The organism is Maribacter sp. LLG6340-A2 (assembly GCF_045057105.1).
Lineage (GTDB): Bacteria > Bacteroidota > Bacteroidia > Flavobacteriales > Flavobacteriaceae > Maribacter.
The window spans coordinates 2,240,348-2,256,485 of sequence record NZ_CP159332.1; the positions used below are offsets into that span (position 1 = coordinate 2,240,348).

The 16,138-nt window shown below is 36.5% G+C and carries 16 protein-coding genes; 7 read left to right on the top strand and 9 right to left on the bottom strand.

What is annotated here, in order from left to right:
* The first annotated feature begins 173 nt into the window (after positions 1-173).
* Positions 174-338 (top strand): hypothetical protein, encoded by a 165-nt coding sequence (locus ABVM52_RS09465; RefSeq protein ID WP_405379866.1) that lies wholly within the window; start codon positions 174-176, stop codon positions 336-338.
* 53 nt (positions 339-391) lie between these two features.
* Here the strand turns inward: ABVM52_RS09465 and ABVM52_RS09470 are convergent, their stop codons facing one another.
* Both ABVM52_RS09470 and ABVM52_RS09475 read right to left on the bottom strand, forming a co-directional pair.
* Positions 392-2,095 carry a DUF1501 domain-containing protein gene (locus tag ABVM52_RS09470; protein ID WP_405379868.1) on the bottom strand — a complete coding sequence of 568 codons (1,704 nt, stop codon included), beginning with the start codon at positions 2,093-2,095 and terminating at the stop codon, positions 392-394.
* A gap of 11 nt (positions 2,096-2,106) precedes the next feature.
* Positions 2,107-3,600, bottom strand: coding sequence for a DUF1800 family protein (locus tag ABVM52_RS09475; protein WP_405379870.1), 1,494 nt, complete (start codon positions 3,598-3,600; stop codon positions 2,107-2,109).
* A 187-nt stretch (positions 3,601-3,787) separates the two neighbouring features.
* Between ABVM52_RS09475 and ABVM52_RS09480 the strand changes: the two genes are divergently transcribed.
* The gene (locus ABVM52_RS09480) at positions 3,788-4,147 is read left to right on the top strand and encodes a YraN family protein (protein ID WP_405379872.1); all 360 of its coding nucleotides are present in this window, start codon (positions 3,788-3,790) and stop codon (positions 4,145-4,147) included.
* Between the two features lie 96 nt (positions 4,148-4,243).
* On the top strand, positions 4,244-4,903 hold the full coding sequence (locus tag ABVM52_RS09485; RefSeq protein WP_089258864.1) for an aspartate kinase: 660 nt from the start codon (positions 4,244-4,246) through the stop codon (positions 4,901-4,903).
* On the opposite strand, the gene ABVM52_RS09490 is transcribed toward ABVM52_RS09485, so the two are convergent.
* From ABVM52_RS09490 to mfd, 7 genes are all read right to left on the bottom strand, one after another.
* Positions 4,900-6,219 carry a TlpA family protein disulfide reductase gene (locus ABVM52_RS09490; protein WP_405379875.1) on the bottom strand — a complete coding sequence of 440 codons (1,320 nt, stop codon included), beginning with the start codon at positions 6,217-6,219 and terminating at the stop codon, positions 4,900-4,902. The two genes, ABVM52_RS09485 and ABVM52_RS09490, sit on opposite strands and share 4 nt — an antisense overlap.
* A 124-nt stretch (positions 6,220-6,343) precedes the next feature.
* Positions 6,344-6,688 carry a hypothetical protein gene (locus ABVM52_RS09495; protein ID WP_405379877.1) on the bottom strand — a complete coding sequence of 115 codons (345 nt, stop codon included), beginning with the start codon at positions 6,686-6,688 and terminating at the stop codon, positions 6,344-6,346.
* 4 nt (positions 6,689-6,692) lie between these two features.
* Positions 6,693-7,022, bottom strand: coding sequence for a hypothetical protein (locus tag ABVM52_RS09500; RefSeq protein WP_405379879.1), 330 nt, complete (start codon positions 7,020-7,022; stop codon positions 6,693-6,695).
* A 94-nt stretch (positions 7,023-7,116) separates the two neighbouring features.
* Positions 7,117-8,385 (bottom strand): serine hydrolase domain-containing protein, encoded by a 1,269-nt coding sequence (locus tag ABVM52_RS09505; RefSeq protein ID WP_405379881.1) that lies wholly within the window; start codon positions 8,383-8,385, stop codon positions 7,117-7,119.
* Positions 8,386-8,441: 56 nt separating this feature from the next.
* Positions 8,442-9,455 (bottom strand): 3-dehydro-L-gulonate 2-dehydrogenase, encoded by a 1,014-nt coding sequence (gene yiaK / locus ABVM52_RS09510; protein WP_405379883.1) that lies wholly within the window; start codon positions 9,453-9,455, stop codon positions 8,442-8,444.
* A 150-nt stretch (positions 9,456-9,605) separates the two neighbouring features.
* Complete coding sequence (locus tag ABVM52_RS09515) at positions 9,606-9,938, bottom strand: TerB family tellurite resistance protein (protein WP_405379885.1); 333 nt, start codon at positions 9,936-9,938, stop codon at positions 9,606-9,608.
* Positions 9,938-13,306 carry a transcription-repair coupling factor gene (gene mfd, locus ABVM52_RS09520; RefSeq protein ID WP_405379887.1) on the bottom strand — a complete coding sequence of 1,123 codons (3,369 nt, stop codon included), beginning with the start codon at positions 13,304-13,306 and terminating at the stop codon, positions 9,938-9,940. The genes ABVM52_RS09515 and mfd overlap by 1 nt, the downstream gene beginning before the upstream one ends.
* A gap of 238 nt (positions 13,307-13,544) precedes the next feature.
* On the opposite strand from mfd, the gene ABVM52_RS09525 reads away from it, so the two are divergent.
* The 4 genes from ABVM52_RS09525 (at position 13,545) to ABVM52_RS09540 (ending at position 15,909) form a co-directional block, all read left to right on the top strand.
* Complete coding sequence (locus ABVM52_RS09525) at positions 13,545-14,444, top strand: hypothetical protein (protein ID WP_405379889.1); 900 nt, start codon at positions 13,545-13,547, stop codon at positions 14,442-14,444.
* A gap of 23 nt (positions 14,445-14,467) precedes the next feature.
* Positions 14,468-15,061, top strand: a complete 594-nt coding sequence (locus tag ABVM52_RS09530) for a hypothetical protein (protein ID WP_405379891.1) — start codon at positions 14,468-14,470, stop codon at positions 15,059-15,061.
* Positions 15,062-15,220: 159 nt separating this feature from the next.
* The gene (locus ABVM52_RS09535) at positions 15,221-15,436 is read left to right on the top strand and encodes a hypothetical protein (RefSeq protein ID WP_405379893.1); all 216 of its coding nucleotides are present in this window, start codon (positions 15,221-15,223) and stop codon (positions 15,434-15,436) included.
* 53 nt (positions 15,437-15,489) lie between these two features.
* The gene (locus ABVM52_RS09540) at positions 15,490-15,909 is read left to right on the top strand and encodes a hypothetical protein (RefSeq protein WP_405379895.1); all 420 of its coding nucleotides are present in this window, start codon (positions 15,490-15,492) and stop codon (positions 15,907-15,909) included.
* Positions 15,910-16,138 lie beyond the last annotated feature (229 nt).

Below are 16,138 nucleotides of genomic sequence, written 5' to 3' on the forward strand. Positions count from 1 at the left end.
AAAATTAATTAAGCTGCAAAAATACTGAATTTGCTGGGAGATTTACCAAATTCTTATCAATTGTAAGTGGAAGTATTCAAGAAAATAAGGAAGTGAAATATTCAATATTTATACGAATGCTCAAGATAGACTGTTATTATATAAAGAATCTTTAGTAATTAAAGTATTTACTTATGAGTACAGGAAAACATAAAAAGTTGATTTTGGATGCAAATTTTAAATTCGCAGGTAACGATGAAAATAATAAGGATGTTACTGTGGTGCATAAAGACAAGCACCATAGGGTAAAAAAAGAACTGTCTTTTCAAACCGGGGAAAAGAAAACCAAATTGACATAAAAAATGCCCGATAACATCAACGATGAACCGGGCATTATTCTTTGGGAAACAGTTTAAGCTACCATTACCGATTTACTCATTTTTTGATTTTGTACACTGATACGATAAATGTACTTACCGGTAGATAGTTGTTCGGGCATGCGCTCTCGTATATTGATTTCGGTAGAACCTTCAAACATCATTTCATTAAAAACGGTGCCTACGTTCTGACCTAGAATATTATAAAGTTGAATATCTACATGGGCTGAAAATGGCATTTCCAAATAGATATGTGGGGTGCTATCCGTAGGATAATAAGGTTTATGGACCACTGCGTTCAATAAATCTGGATCGAACGGGGTCTCTGAATCCTCGTCTGGTCTAACAGGTGGTGTAACATCACCATCACTATACGCTATATCCGGAAAAGGTTCTCCACTGCAACTAAAGCCTAAATTTACAGGTACATAGGGTTTATAGTTTAGCAGATGTGCCTGTACCAAAGGGATGTCCACACAAAGCCATTCTGCAAGAACGGTTGCGTATAGATCCCTAAAATCCATGGTATACTCTAGATTGCCACGGCCATCTGGGTCATCTAAGGTAGGGTGGTCCCCAACAAATGCACTACCATTTAGTCCTGAGCCAAAAAACAAGGTAGGTGATGCCTTACCATGATCGGTACCATTGGAACCGTTTTCAAATATCCTTCGACCAAATTCAGAAAATGTCATACTTAACACTTTGTTGTCTTGTTGGGTAAAGGCTAAATCTTCGTAAAAATTATTCACCGCAACAGATAGGGTGGTCATTAAGCGTGCATGTGCTTCCGGTTGGTTACCGTGGGTGTCAAAGCCGCCCATGCTGATCATGTATACCTTGGTGCCTAGATTACCTTTGATCAAACGTGCCAGTAAGGCCATTTGTCTTGCAAAACCGTTATCCTGATATTCTACTTGGTTCTGTCCACGTTCATATGCTTCATGAATAATACCTGAGTATTCATATGTGGTATTGGCTACTCCTCTAAGAAATTTTAGTTGGTCGCCATACATACAATCGTTAAATAAATTGTCCTCTAAACCATACACTACGCCAGACTCCGCAATTTCCTCTAATTGGTCTATGTTAGAGGTCACGAAGGCATAATTGGTCTCATCGCCTTGAAAAACCAAACTACCAAACTGACCTATTTGGATAGCCGCTGGGGCTGCTGGCGGATTTATAAGATAATCTGGGTATATACTTTCAAAATGTCTGCCCATCCAACCGGTTTTTTCACCGCTAAAGCCAGTGGTGGTAATATCCGTATTAGCAAAAATATCCGAACCTGTAAAATGGGAAAGACTCTGGCCTTCATATCCTACTCCATGAACGGCTTTGAACTGTCCTTCTTGCCACATGGGGGCAAGTGCATTCATGTATGAAGGAACTCCAAATTCATCGGTTAGTTTTAAAACTTTACTTTCCGGAACATAAATATTTGGCCTAGCGTTGGCGTAACTGTCATATTGTTCCAAAGGAATGATGGTGCTAAGACCGTCGTTACCTCCAGAAAGGCGAATTAAAATTAGAATATTGTCCGTTTCTGCTGCGGCTATTCCAGCTGACAGAGGGGAAGGGGATGAGGCGGTCAACATATTGGCACCTAGCATCATGGACCCAGAACCAGCAATACCCATTGCCTGTAAAAAGGAACGTCTGCTCCAGGTTTTATGTTCATCGTCATGGCCTTCATGTTGCAGACCTTTATATGGAGAGTGGTGTGTATTGCACATAGTCGTAGGTGTTATTTTAATTGAAACTCAGGTTGTCTTGCTAAATATTGAAGTAAAAGATACACTTGATAGGGAGCTTGTGGCCATGTGGCCAATGTCCAAGTGTTTTGATTGCCACCTTCATAATACGCATCTTCAACATCGCTTCTAAAAATAGCGAACGCCTTTTCGTATTCAGGCTCGTTCAATAAGCCTTTAGGTAAAATAAAGTCGATTATTGCTCTGGCAATTATATCAGGATTGGTACTGGTTAAACCATCATTACCTGAAATTTCAAGGCCTAAACTTCTAAATTCCTCATTGTCTGCCATATAAAAACCTTCAATGATGCTTTCAATGGTAAGCCAACGGCCAATCATGAAATTGGTGTTGATCCACGACCTGTCTCGTTGCCATCCGGCAACATCAAAAGGCTCAAAGATTTCTTGGCTCAATAAAGCGCTATAATTCACCATTTCCGCAACATTGGTATCGTTATAGGTAAAATCGGTCTCTTTTAAGGTGTTAAAATAAAAGTCAATTGGACTTTTTATAATTACCCCAATGGCTTCATCATCAAAGAAATGCTGGCTTTTAAACAACTGTCTTAAAACCGGAGCAATTTCAAAATTACTAGCTTCAAATGTTGCGGCCATTCCGTCAATAATAACTTGAGCATTATTAGCTTCATCCCTTGAGTCTGGGTGTACAAAAAATTCATAAAGCTTACGGCAAATGAATTCTGCTATTTGGCTTGATCGCTGTTCAAATAGGTTATCTATTACCTCATCGTACCCAAAATTACCTGTTTGGCCAAAAATGGTTTTTGATCCGGTATCATGCTTAGTTGGGTCAAAAGTAACTGGCGAACACCCTATTTCTCCACGTTCTACATAACCACTGAGCGCCCTTGACGTTTCAATGATGTCCTCTTCTGTATAGGCGATCCCTTCACCAAGGGTAAAAAGTTCATACAGTTCACGTGCATAATTTTCATTGGGATTGTTCCCATTATTATACACACCATCCAAATAATATAACATGGCATTGGTTAGCCCTATTTCATGGACAAAGGTCTTGAAATTGCCTATGCTGTTACGCTGCAGACAATTAATATATTCATAGAGGTATGCGTTACAGTTGTATACTTCTAGTTCCGTTACAAAATGATTGCTCCAGAAGAAACTAAGCCTATCCCTAAGATTATTGTTTAAAAGGGCATTGGCATAGGTTAATCTAAATTCCCGTTGTTGTTGATTACGCAATTGGTTGCGCGCCTCATCATCTTCAGGATAGTTTGCATTGGTCCAATTTGCCCAAGTAGGAGCAGGTGTTGGGGGCATATTCAAAGCTTGGTCCACTAAATTATCCACTAGGTTACCGGCATTTTGTCCAACGGTTTGGTTAATGGTGGATACCGATGCACTAAAACCTAACCTCCTATATAAGTGAGATGCTCTTATTTGGTCTAAGGGTGCGGTGTACGGAGCAAGAGTAGAAGTATTACAATTAATGAAATATTCCATAATCTTAAATAGGCATTTGTATTACGTTCGTAGAGTTGGGGCTTCTATGCTAAACGTTTCGAAATTTGCTATAGTATTTTAAACTATCTATTTTCGATACTTCTTGATTCAAATAACGATATTATATATCAATTTAGCGTTGAAACACCGTTATTTTCGATGAATTACATATTTATGCAGCAATATTATGGGGAAACATAATGAATTTGGAAAGGAAGGAGAGCAAATAGCGGTAGACTATCTTACCCAAAAAGGATATCATATAGTTTATAGAAATTACAGATATCTACAAGCGGAAATTGATATTATAGCTAAAAAAGAGGATGATTTGGCCATCATTGAAGTCCGGTCTAGACGGTCAGATTATATAGAATCTATTGCTGAAACCGTAACCCCTAAAAAAATAAAACTTCTGGTAATGGCCGCCAACCATTATGTAACGGATAATGATCTAGACGTTAACGTACGGTTCGATATTATTACCATTTTAAAGAACAAGAAACGTTTTGAACTTGAGCATTTAGAAGCGGCTTTTTATCATTTTTAAGGTAATTGGCTGGGTAGGTAGATTTTATATAAAAACATTTTGTTTTATTTGTAACAAGTTGTTATATTTGCATCATAACAACAACCAAACAACAAAATGAAGACAATATCATCAGTCGTAGAAGAGTACATTAAGAAGAAACCGTTCTTACAAAGTGCACTGGCCCAAGGAATCATCAACCTTACCTCATTATCAAGAATTGTAAAACCTGAAATTGAGCATGAGCTTGGCAAGGATATTCGCAATGGAGCTATTGTGATGGCCTTAAAAAGATTGTCAGATGACTTGGAATTTAGGGCAACCCATAAAATTTTAAAGGTTTTAAAGAATATTGGTGAAATTACCGTGCGTTCTTCTTTGACTGATTATACCTTTTTGGCATCTGATAAAATATTGGTGCACCAAGCAAAATTGTTGGAAGAAATCAATAATAACCAAGATGTATTTTACACCTCTAGTCGTGGTGTCAATGAAATAAATATTGTGATCAGTAATGTGATGGATAAAACCGTTGAGTTATTGTTCAAAGATGAAAAATGCACCCAAAAAGCAGAAGACCTTTCATCAATTACCGTTAAGTTACCTGCAGAAAATGTATCCGTTCCGGGTATTTACTATTTCATATTTCAACGATTGGCCTGGGAAGGAATAGTCCTATATGAAGTAATTTCTACAACGAATGAATTTACAATTCTGGTCAATGACGAACAGGTAGATATGGCTTTTAAAACCATTAAGGATTTAAAGTCGCTCTAATTTTCCAAAAAATCTATCAATTCCTTATCGGATTCTGGTTTGGCAAGTATTCGTTTTTCGCTATCCAAGACAATATAGGTGGGTGTACTTTGGATGCCAAAGGTCTTGGCATATTCACTTTCCCATTTTCCTAAGGCAATAGCATGGTTAAAATCCGGTAATGTGGCAGAAACCTTTTTCCAATTGGATTCATTGTCCTCCAAACCTATCGCAATGGTTTTTAAACTAGGATGTTTTTTAAGTTCCTTGTGCAGTGTAGGTAACTCTTTTAAACAATGGGAACATGTACTGCTCCAAAAAATGAGCAGATAGTTTTCTGCGTTTTCCATTGTGGACAAGGCGTAGGTTTTATTGTCCTTTTGCCAGGTAATATCTGGTGATACTGCACCTAACCTTAGTCTAGATGCCATTGCAATTTCATCTACTAAGGATTGGTTGCCATTGGCTATGGCCAATTTTTTTAAATGATTTTCAAAAATATAATCCGCTACCGTTGACATAGCGTTTACATCTGCTATAGCCCATAACTGCTGAATAGCCTTTACTTGAAAAGATAGTGGTGTGCTAGATATGATATTGACGGTAGTGTTTATATTTTTTATAACCTCCTGTTCTAATTGCTCTGCACTGGTTATTGTTAATGGTAAGGCGGAAAAGACATAGTTAGCAAACTTATCCGTTAAAAAATTGGAACCTTGTAGTAATCCGTTATTGACATCCAAATAATCATAATGATGCGCTTTTTTATTTTTTAAATAACGTTCTAAACCTTCATACTGATCTGGTGTATACGATTTATTAGCTTTTACAAAAACATGAGCAAGCGTACCCTCAGATTCTTTTTCATAGGTTTTTTGAACGTAGTTCAGATTTTCAATTCGTGTTTTAAACTCCTCTTTTGAACCATTACCCTTTTCATAGAACTCCATTAATTGGTCTTGAGCTTCTGTAATGGCATTAAAATAATTGTTATATACTTTGTTTTCTTTAGAATCGGTAATATTTATACCTTCTTCCAAGCTGAAATTAAAAGTGATCTGCTCCTTTTTATTATAGAGAATATCAATATAAAACTCATCTTGCGGAACAGCATAAACCAATCTATACATACCTGGCTGTGCCGTAATGGGCATGGTTAGGTGAAAAGTGCCTTCTTTAATGGAGGTGTCCGTGACATACCGTTCCCCACCAGGGGTAAGTTCGTAAGCAATTAACCATTTAAAATCTTTGGCCGGCGAAAAATTACCTGAAATTGAACCTTGCGCATTGGTGAATAGTGTCGCTAATAAAATATAAATAAATAGAAATGGTTTCATAACAAGTTAAATGCAATTAATGGGCCAAAACAAAATAAAGGGTCTTGCCAAGTTATAATTGTTTGGTACGGGATACAAAATTAATAACTGCAAATTCAAAAGAGAAGATGATGATAAACTATTACTAAAGATTACTACTATTTAAGGTAGATCGTTCTATGCCCATATGATTTAGAGTTTCAATAATCTTTATGATTTCCTTCTCATGTACATAACCATCTGCAATTGCCACTTGGTCCAAAAGTTGGGCCAAGATTTGTTTTTTATGCAATGGCATACCACCAAGAATTTTATAGGCTTCTTCTTTGTTGAGGTTTCTTGACTGACCTATAAAGAAAGCGTCAAAATGAAAACGGTGCATCAACTCTGTCAATAATTTCATTTCGGCGGGATCTACCTTGCTATCCGCCAAAATAACATAATCAACCATTTTGACAAGCGCCAGTTTTTCTTCTCTAGTAAAAGTCATACCATTATTCCGTTTCTTCCCCTATACCAATATTAATAAATGTTTCTATGATCAGATCCATTTCCTTTTTATGCACAGACCCATCTGAAATGGCAACTTTATCTAGAATTTCCGCTAGTGCCTTTTTCTGTTCATAGGGTATGTTATACAGGGTAACAATGGCATTATCGTAGTCTAATTGTTTGGTTCGCTCAATAAAAGCATCGTCAAAACCAATTACTTTTTTTAATCTATTAAGTATTTCTATTTCTGCGGGGTGAACTTTACCATCTGCATTTATAACCTCATAAATCAACTTTACAAAGGCCGCTTTTACAAACTCTTCAAATTTCATGCGTATATTTTAAAAGTAGAAAGATAAGTAAAAAGCGAGAATATATTAGGTTGAAAGCCAACCAATTCATTGAGTTTATACGAACAATAGTCTTTTAGTCTTTAAATGGATAGGGGCCATAAACGGCATCCCTAAATTTTTTGTGTAAACCTATTTGGTCATACGGGAACAACTGCACAAAAAGTACTGCGGTCAATTTGTTTGCCGGATCTACCCAAAATAAGGTAGATGCTGCGCCATCCCAGTAGAATTCACCTACGGTACCGTTATTTTCTTCAGGTGTTTTAGGGGGTGCAATCCGTACGGCAAAATCAATACCAAACCCAACCTGCCCTTTAGTAGGTAGCCAAGAACGTTCCGTAATACTGTCTGCTAAATGATTGGTAGCCATAAGTTGAACGGTTTCCGGTTGTAATATCCGGATATCATCCAATTGGCCTTCATTGACCAACATTTGGGTAAAACGCATATAATCGTCCAAGGTAGAGGTGAGCCCGGAACCACCTCTGGTCAGTGGCCAATGTTCGGTATAATTGTCATAGGTAATAGTGTCTTGAACCAATATGCCCTCATCTTTCCTAATATAAAGTTTGGCAAAACGATTTCTATCCGCCACCGGAATAAAATATCTTGTCTCTGACATTTTTAAGGGGTCCAAAATATGTTCTCTTACATAGTTGCCATAGGGTATGCCAGATATTCTTTCTACCAACAGTGCTTGTACATCTACACTTGGCCCATACTCCCATTGGGTGCCGGGTTGAAACCATAAAGGGGTTTCACCCATTTTTTGGGCCATTTCTGTTAGGGTATTTTCCCGGTTCATGGCATCTGCTTTTTTCATGACTGTGCTTAACCCTGGTATATCATTTCTATTGGGAAAACCCGCCGTATGTCTGGTAATATCCCTAATGGTGATTTCACGGTCTAGTTGTTTGGTTTTGATATTTCCTTTTTCATCAACCCCATCATAAACGCTCATGTTTGCAAATTCAGGAATGTATTTAGAAATGGGCTCATCTAGTTTAAAACGCCCTTTTTCGTAAAGGGTCATCAGTGCCGTACCGGTAATTGGCTTGGTCATTGAATAGATCTGTACAATGGTATTGCGATCCATAGGTTTGTTTGCCGCAATATCCGCATAGCCAAAAGCATTATAATATACCTCTTTCCCTTCTTCAAAAATCAAGGCAGAGATACCGGCTACATTTTTAGAATCTACAACCTGTTGTAGCACGGAATCAATTCTGGCTTTTGCCAATGGGGTAATTATGGCCGACTCTGTGGCGATAGATGTTGATGGAGCCTCTTTACAAGCTATAACCAGAATGAGCAAGGCAAGGGCATAGAATAATTTTTTCATGATGTATAAAGGAAATGATGCTTTCTAAATGTACTAAATATAATTTTGGCAATAGTTTAGCGCGCCAGTGCCAAAACTTCGTTCCAAATTTTACTGCTCACCATCATGCCTTCATTCTTATTTTTTATTCTAGTAGCCATAGTACGTTCTCCTGGATAATACGTAGCATCTCCTTTTTTAATGGGATCAACATCTTGGGTGTATGCTATAATTTCGTTTATAAGTTTTTCCTGCAGGTCCCTATCTGAAAACCTGTTGGGGTCTATGCAAAGAAATACTTGTGAAATTGCCGTTTCACTTTCTTTTTCGCCAATTTTATAGGTAGAGTTTCCTGCGGACAATAGGGTTGCCAACATGTCTAAAATCATGGATAATGCGGAACCCTTCCAGTAACCTACGGGAATAGCACGCCCAGAATCTATAATATCTTTAGGTTTTTTACTTAAATGGTCATTTTTATCCCAACCACCCTCAAAAGGTAGCAGCTCATTTTTTAAATGTAAATTTTCCATTTTGCCAAAAGAAAATTGAGACAATGCCATATCCAAAACAACATGTCCTTCTTTTCTTGGTATGGCAATTACCAATGGGTTATTGCCTAAACGATTATGCTTGCCGCCCCATGCGGGCATATTGGGCGTAGTGTTCGTAAACATAATGGCTATACAGTCCTGCTCTGCCGCTTGCCAACCGTACGTTCCGCCACGCATCCAATGATTGGTGTTTCTTAAGGCTACCAAACCCATGCCATGCTCTTTTGCCAATGAAATTGCACCATTTGTTGCACTTAGGGCATTTAAAACACCGGAACCCAAATTACCGTCCCAACGTTCCATACTTCCCATTTCAGCAATTTTAGTAGGTGATGCACTAATGTTTATAAGGCCCCTGCGTACATAATCTATAAATACCGACACCCTATTAATGCCATGAGAAGTAATTCCGTCTAACGTACTTTCCGTATGTATTTTTGCTAATGTCAGTGCCTGGGTTTCTGAAAAAGAGTATTTGAGAAATACAGCTTTTAGCACTTTTTGCATTTCTTCCTTAGAAATTAAGACCTCGTTCAAGCTAATTAATTTAATTTGGTTGAAACAACAAGATACACAAGTTGACAGGTCTTTTAAAACAATGGGCTATAAAACCTAATGATTACTGAAAATAGAATAGATTAAAGCAAAATGATCTATCAAGAAAATAGGTATTTGGTATGGGCTATGCTAACCTCTTTTTGCCTTCATCATGCCTATGGCGTTATAAATATATTTGATTAAATCATTTTCCTTTTCGTGAATAAAACCATCTGCCAAGGCTACATCCTCTAAAATTTGTGCTAGGTTATTTTTTTTGTCCTGAGTCATTTTCTTTAAGATAACTACACTCTGGGCCGTATCTATGGTACGTGCCTGTATTAGAAAATTACTATCAAAATCTATGATAGACATTAATCTGCTCAATGCATTTATTTCGCCCTTATGTATTTTACCATCTGCAACAATTACAGCATCAATTACGTTGACTATGGCCAACTTTTCAGATAAATCAAAATTCATTAAACAATTTGTTTTTCTTTTGTTTCAAACGGCTTTAACGCTAAATAGGCCCGGTCTACAGACCTAATATTTTCAAATACCAATAGTAATCGTAAGCCATTACGAGTCTGTTTTTCTTTTATCTTGCACTGCTGTGCGTGAGATTGTACGTATTGTAAAACTTGTGTAAAGGTAGTGGTTTGATAAAATGCTGATTGTTGGTCACTAATAAAGTAACCGATCATTTTACCTTTTTTCATTACAATTTTCTCTAACCCAATACTGTTTGCAATCCATTTTATACGAACGGAATTCAATAAATCCGCAGCTTCGTCCGGCAATTCTCCAAAACGGTCTACCAATTGCGACTCAAATTTCTGTAATGCCTCTTCATCCTTTATTTGGTTTAAGTCTGTATATAAGGTAAGCCTTTCCGTGATATTATTAATATAATCATCCGGGAAAAGTAATTCAAAATCAGTATCTAGTTGTGTTTCCTTGACAAATATCTTTTCCTGTGGCCCCTCAACCTCATCATATAAATCCTTAAACTCGTTCTCCTTAAGTTCCTCTATGGCTTCGGCCAATATTTTTTGATAGGTCTCAAAGCCAATTTCATTGATGAAACCGCTCTGTTCTCCTCCTAAAAGGTCTCCTGCACCCCTTATTTCCAAATCTTTCATGGCAATATTAAAACCACTGCCCAATTCCGTAAATTGCTCAAGGGCTTCTATTCGTTTACGGGCATCGGTAGTCATGACCTCATATGGGGGCGTAATAAAATAGCAGAATGCCTTCTTATTACCACGCCCTACGCGACCACGCATTTGGTGTAAATCACTTAAGCCAAAGTTGTTCGCATTATTAATGAAGATGGTATTGGCATTGGTCACATCCAAGCCACTTTCAACAATAGTGGTGGATACAAGAACATCAAATTCACTGTTCATAAAGCCTAGCATTAATGCCTCTAGTTTTTTGCCATCCATTTGACCATGGCCAATACCCACCTTGGCATCGGGTACCAAACGCTGGATCATACCGGCGACTTCTTTAATGTTTTCAATTCTATTATGAATAAAGAACACTTGACCGCCACGTTCTATTTCATAGCTTACGGCATCCCTAATGGTTTCTTCGTTAAAACGAATGACTTGACTTTCAATGGGGTATCTATTTGGTGGGGCTGTGGTAATGGTAGATAAATCCCTAGCGGCCATTAAACTAAACTGTAATGTTCTTGGTATGGGTGTTGCCGTTAACGTTAGGACATCTACATTTTCTTTGATGGATTTTAATTTATCCTTTACCGCTACGCCAAATTTTTGCTCCTCATCCACTATCAATAGGCCTAGGTCCTTGAATTTTACATTTTTGTTGACCAGCTGGTGGGTTCCAATGATGATATCCACTTTACCTTCTGATAATTTTTGTAACGTTTCTTTTTTCTCCTTTGCCGTTCTAAACCTGTTTAAATAATCTACCGTTACGGGCATATCCTTTAGACGTTCCGCAAATGTTCTATGGTGTTGAAATGCCAAAATAGTGGTAGGTACCAAAACGGCAACTTGTTTACCGTTATCCACTGCTTTAAAGGCGGCCCTTATGGCAACTTCCGTTTTCCCGAAGCCTACGTCCCCACAAATTAAGCGGTCCATAGGCCGTTCACTTTCCATATCCCTTTTTACATCTTCTGTGGCGGTACTTTGGTCTGGGGTGTCCTCGTAAATAAAAGAGGCTTCCAGCTCATTTTGCAAATAACTGTCCGGGTTATATTGAAAACCTTTTTCCAGCCTTCGTTTTGCATAGACCTTAATAAGGTCAAAGGCAATCTTTTTAACCCTGGTCTTGGTCTTGTCCTTTATCTTTTTCCAAGCTCCGGAGCCTAATTTGTATATTTTTGGCGGGGCACCGTCCTTACCATTGAATTTTGAAATTTTATGCAAGGAATGTATACTTACGTATAGAATGTCTCTTTCCCCGTACATAAGTTTGATGGCCTCTTGTTTTTTACCCTCAACATCTATTTTTTGAAGTCCGCCAAATTTACCTATGCCATGGTCTATATGGGTAACATAATCCCCAATTTCTAATTTATTGAGTTCTTTTAGGGTAATGGCCTGTTTCTTGGCGTAGCCATTTTTTACATGGAATTTATGGTAGCGCTCAAAAATTTGATGATCCGTATAACAGACCAATTTTTGGTCATCATCTATAAAACCTTGAAATAAGGGGAATACTATAATTTGATAATGTACTTGTTCGTTAACTTCCTCAAAAATATCATGAAAGCGTTTTGCCTGTTGTTCGCTTGCGCAGAAGATGTAATTTGTATACCCCTGTTCCCGGTAACTATTCAGGTTTTCTATGAGCAGGTCAAACTTTTTGTTGAAAGAGGGTTGGGGTTTTGTATGATAGGCAATAGTTGTCGTTTCCTCTTTTTTAGCATCCATTGTAATACAGGTAAACTCTGCTAAATGCTTTTTAAAGTCAGCACCACCCATAAACAATTCTTCTGGTTGGGCATGTTTTATATCTGTGGATAGTTTGGTGAACGCTTCTTTTGCTTTTTCAAAAAAATCGTCTAAACGGCCGTATAAAAAATCGGTATTCTTGGAAAAAACCAAAGTTTTAGCGGCTATATAGGATAAAAAACTCTGTCTTTTCTCGGTCAAAAATTTATTGGCCATATTTGGAACCACGGTAATAGATTTTACCTTTTCCTTGGATAGCTGTGTTTCTACATCAAATGTTCTAATACTGTCTATCTCATCCCCAAAAAACTCTATTCTATATGGCTCATCATGAGAGAAGGAATACACATCCACAATACCTCCCCTAACAGAAAATTCACCGGGTTCGGTAACAAAATCCACTCGTTTAAACTTGTATTCAAACAGGACTTCATTTAAAAAATCAAGGGAAAGGGTATCTCCCAATTTCATTTTTAGGGTACTCTTATCCAGCTCTTTTCGGGTAACGACTTTTTCAAAAAGTGCATCTGGATAGGTGACAATAATGGCCGGTTTTTTTCTGGAGTTGATCCTGTTCAAAACCTCGGCACGTAATAGAACATTGGCATTGTCCGTTTCCTCAATTTGGTACGGTCTTCTATAACTGCCGGGATAGAACAATACATCGTTCTCACCTACTAAACGTTCCAGGTCGTTCAAATAATAGGCAGCCTCTTCCTTATCATTGAAAATAGCCAAAAATGGGCGGTCAGCGTTTTTAAAGACATTGGCCAATACAAAAGATAATGAGGAGCCGGTAAGTCCTTTTAATTGTATTGTTTCGGTTTCCTTATTTTGAGATTGGGCAATAGTTTTCAGCAGTTTCCCAGTTTGGGGAGACTGTTCATACCGTTGTTGGATTGAAGAATGACTCAACAGAAAAAGATTTTTGCAAATATAAGGATACGGTCATTAAAGAAATGTGGTTGAATGACGTAATTTCAGGATGTAAAAGGTTTATGGAATATTTTTAATTTTTCAAAAATATATTTTATCTAATCAAAATACAGGTAGTTCGTCGATAAAATAAAGCATTTCATCGTAAAAATATAAAATCCTCTATTTTTATAAGGGTTTTTTAGGTGCATTTAAGGCCAGGTTTTTTTTAACTTGAATGGAAACTAAATACGCCGGCGGGAAACAGTGTAGTATTAAGATTACTACTAAAATCGTGTATATAGATGGAAATTCCGTTTTAGTAACCGAATATTCTGGATGTGATGATAGCCCAATGCAAAAAACGGCACGTTCCCTAACCGCGGCTACTAGTGATTGCCCAGACGGAGACGATGGCGAAGTGGCTGTAATATCGGTGACTAAAAAAGCCTTTCTAATAGAAAACAGTATAATATCAACACAACTTGATCCTTGCTCAGCTCAGATTTTAACTGAGCTGAAAAACTTACAACAAAATGACATTGCCATGATTATTTCTAGGTTCGGCACCCCTAATTCAGTTTATGATTGGGAGATAAAAACAGCAAATCCTTTGATCAATTCCAATAACGATGCTGAAACAGATTGGAAAAGGGATTCAAATGACAACGCTTTAGATTACAATTATTTGACCCATATTAAACCAAACTACATTAATCAGGCCACACAAATTGCAATAGCTAGAACAATACTTCATGAAATGTTACATGCCTATCTAATTAGTCTTATAGACGATGCTCTAATTACTGGTAGCTCAGAAGTCACCAATTTTCCAATTCTTTGGAATGCCCTTGTTAATAAAACATATAATAACAATCCCAATAGACTTCATCATGAAGAAATTTCAAGAAAGTTCATTACGCCATTGCAAGATGCTTTAAAGGAATGGGATGGAGCCAAAGAATCCAACCGATATTATGAAGATTTAGCATGGGGTGCTCTTGAAGGTACTTCTACATTTAATTTATTATATTCTAACAGTTCGACTATCCGAAATCGAATTCTAAATACCAATAGGGCTGAAGACACAAATAGTATACAAGGAGGTGTGACGCCAAAATCGAATTCATGTAATTAAATATTATTATTATTATTATTATTATGAAATATTTAGTCATTTCTATATTTTACTTGACCATCAGTTCCTGTGCAGCTCAAAGCTCACAAGAAATTAGATTAAACAAGACTGATTATGAAATCATAACAATCTTTATAAACCAAATGTTTCCAGAAAATTTTAATCTTTTATCAGAAGTGTCAGGTGACAATGTCATTAAAAGGTTTATTGGTAAATATCAGGATCACCTTAAAGTTTACAAAAATTCCGATAGTATATGTAGAAATAGTAAAGACATAGAGAAATTAAAAATATCTTGTCCTATTGCGGATTCATTTCAGATGTATGAAAATTTACTATCTGATGAGGACATTTCGTATTTTCATGGTACATATTCTCATGCTCAGGAATTTGAAAAATTAAATATTAATAGAATTTTTGATAAGAGTTCTATGTTAGTAGTCGAAGGCAATTATCCAAGTTTGGAAATATTAAACATATATTATAATAGAAAAGGAGATTTAGGTATTATTGCTTATAGAAAAAACTACAACAAAAATGAATCTGAAAGTAACTTTTATATACTGAAAAAAATGAAAAATATCTGGTGGAAACCCTTAGGCTCTTTTAAGTTATAGCCCATTTTACTGCGAAGTGTTCTGCCTTCCCGCTGGCGCAAGCATCCTGCTTATGCCTCTGACCCGTTCCCTAACCGCGGCTTCTAGTGATTGCCCAGACGGAGACGATGAGGAAGTGGCGGTGTTCAATAGAGCAACTGTAAGGAATATAAAGGAAAATTGGATTTGGAGTATTATACTCCTGAATTTGACTGGATATCTTCTAATCATGCAGAGGCTGATAGATTGAACAATTTTTTAAAAGACAATACGGTTAATGGGGTGCTTGATCCGTTTGTGAAGGAGTTTGCTCTTAAAGCTTTGGAGGATTTACAAGAATCCGTTACATGGACAACATTAAATCAAATTATAAAAGAAAATTTTAAAAATTATTGATGATAAAAGCTCAGAATTTAAAGTGTTAGCAATTAGTTCTTAAATTAAAAAAAATGAATATTAGAATATTAACTTTAACCGTAGTCCTTTTATCAATATGTGCGGATGTATATTCACAAAAAAAGGTTAGAAAAGTAGGTAAAGACACGTTATTTTTCAAATACGACACCAACTTCCTTCAGAAAACAGAAAAAGATAGTTCATTGTTTTATTTATCAAACATGCATAATAATTTAAGAGAAGGATTGAAGCTAAGTTTTAGACTTGAAGAATTGTTTAATGTAAAGAATGGACAACCATTAAATTTTAAAGACTATTTAAAAAAAAGAGGCCTTTTTAATGAAGACAATTTTCAATATAAGTATTTAAGGATTTTTAAAAAATTCGAAGACTATACGGTGATTTTTGTTGATTCTACTGAATACTCTGATTTAAAGTTTTATCAGGCAAACGCAATTTTAGATATAGAATAAAATACTTAAGTAGCTAACAACTTTAAAACATATGGATTGCCTTTTTTTCACAAAAGATAATTCTAAGAGCAGTTTGTAACTTTTAAAACAAACATGGTTCATCAGAAAAGCTAATTAATAAAAGAATACCAATATTATATTTTAGATATAAACCCTATTTTGTAATAAGTATTATTACTAAAATGTATCCCTTATAAGGATACCCAAGCAACGGATACCACTCATTTTA

Coding starts and splice junctions, on each gene's coding strand:
- ABVM52_RS09465 (WP_405379866.1), top strand. CDS start 174: ATGAGTACAGGAAAACATAAAAAGTTGATTTTGGATGCAAATTTTAAA.
- ABVM52_RS09470 (WP_405379868.1), bottom strand. CDS start 2,095: ATGTGCAATACACACCACTCTCCATATAAAGGTCTGCAACATGAAGGC.
- ABVM52_RS09475 (WP_405379870.1), bottom strand. CDS start 3,600: ATGGAATATTTCATTAATTGTAATACTTCTACTCTTGCTCCGTACACC.
- ABVM52_RS09480 (WP_405379872.1), top strand. CDS start 3,788: ATGGGGAAACATAATGAATTTGGAAAGGAAGGAGAGCAAATAGCGGTA.
- ABVM52_RS09485 (WP_089258864.1), top strand. CDS start 4,244: ATGAAGACAATATCATCAGTCGTAGAAGAGTACATTAAGAAGAAACCG.
- ABVM52_RS09490 (WP_405379875.1), bottom strand. CDS start 6,219: ATGAAACCATTTCTATTTATTTATATTTTATTAGCGACACTATTCACC.
- ABVM52_RS09495 (WP_405379877.1), bottom strand. CDS start 6,688: ATGACTTTTACTAGAGAAGAAAAACTGGCGCTTGTCAAAATGGTTGAT.
- ABVM52_RS09500 (WP_405379879.1), bottom strand. CDS start 7,022: ATGAAATTTGAAGAGTTTGTAAAAGCGGCCTTTGTAAAGTTGATTTAT.
- ABVM52_RS09505 (WP_405379881.1), bottom strand. CDS start 8,385: ATGAAAAAATTATTCTATGCCCTTGCCTTGCTCATTCTGGTTATAGCT.
- ABVM52_RS09515 (WP_405379885.1), bottom strand. CDS start 9,938: ATGAATTTTGATTTATCTGAAAAGTTGGCCATAGTCAACGTAATTGAT.
- ABVM52_RS09525 (WP_405379889.1), top strand. CDS start 13,545: ATGGAAACTAAATACGCCGGCGGGAAACAGTGTAGTATTAAGATTACT.
- ABVM52_RS09530 (WP_405379891.1), top strand. CDS start 14,468: ATGAAATATTTAGTCATTTCTATATTTTACTTGACCATCAGTTCCTGT.
- ABVM52_RS09540 (WP_405379895.1), top strand. CDS start 15,490: ATGAATATTAGAATATTAACTTTAACCGTAGTCCTTTTATCAATATGT.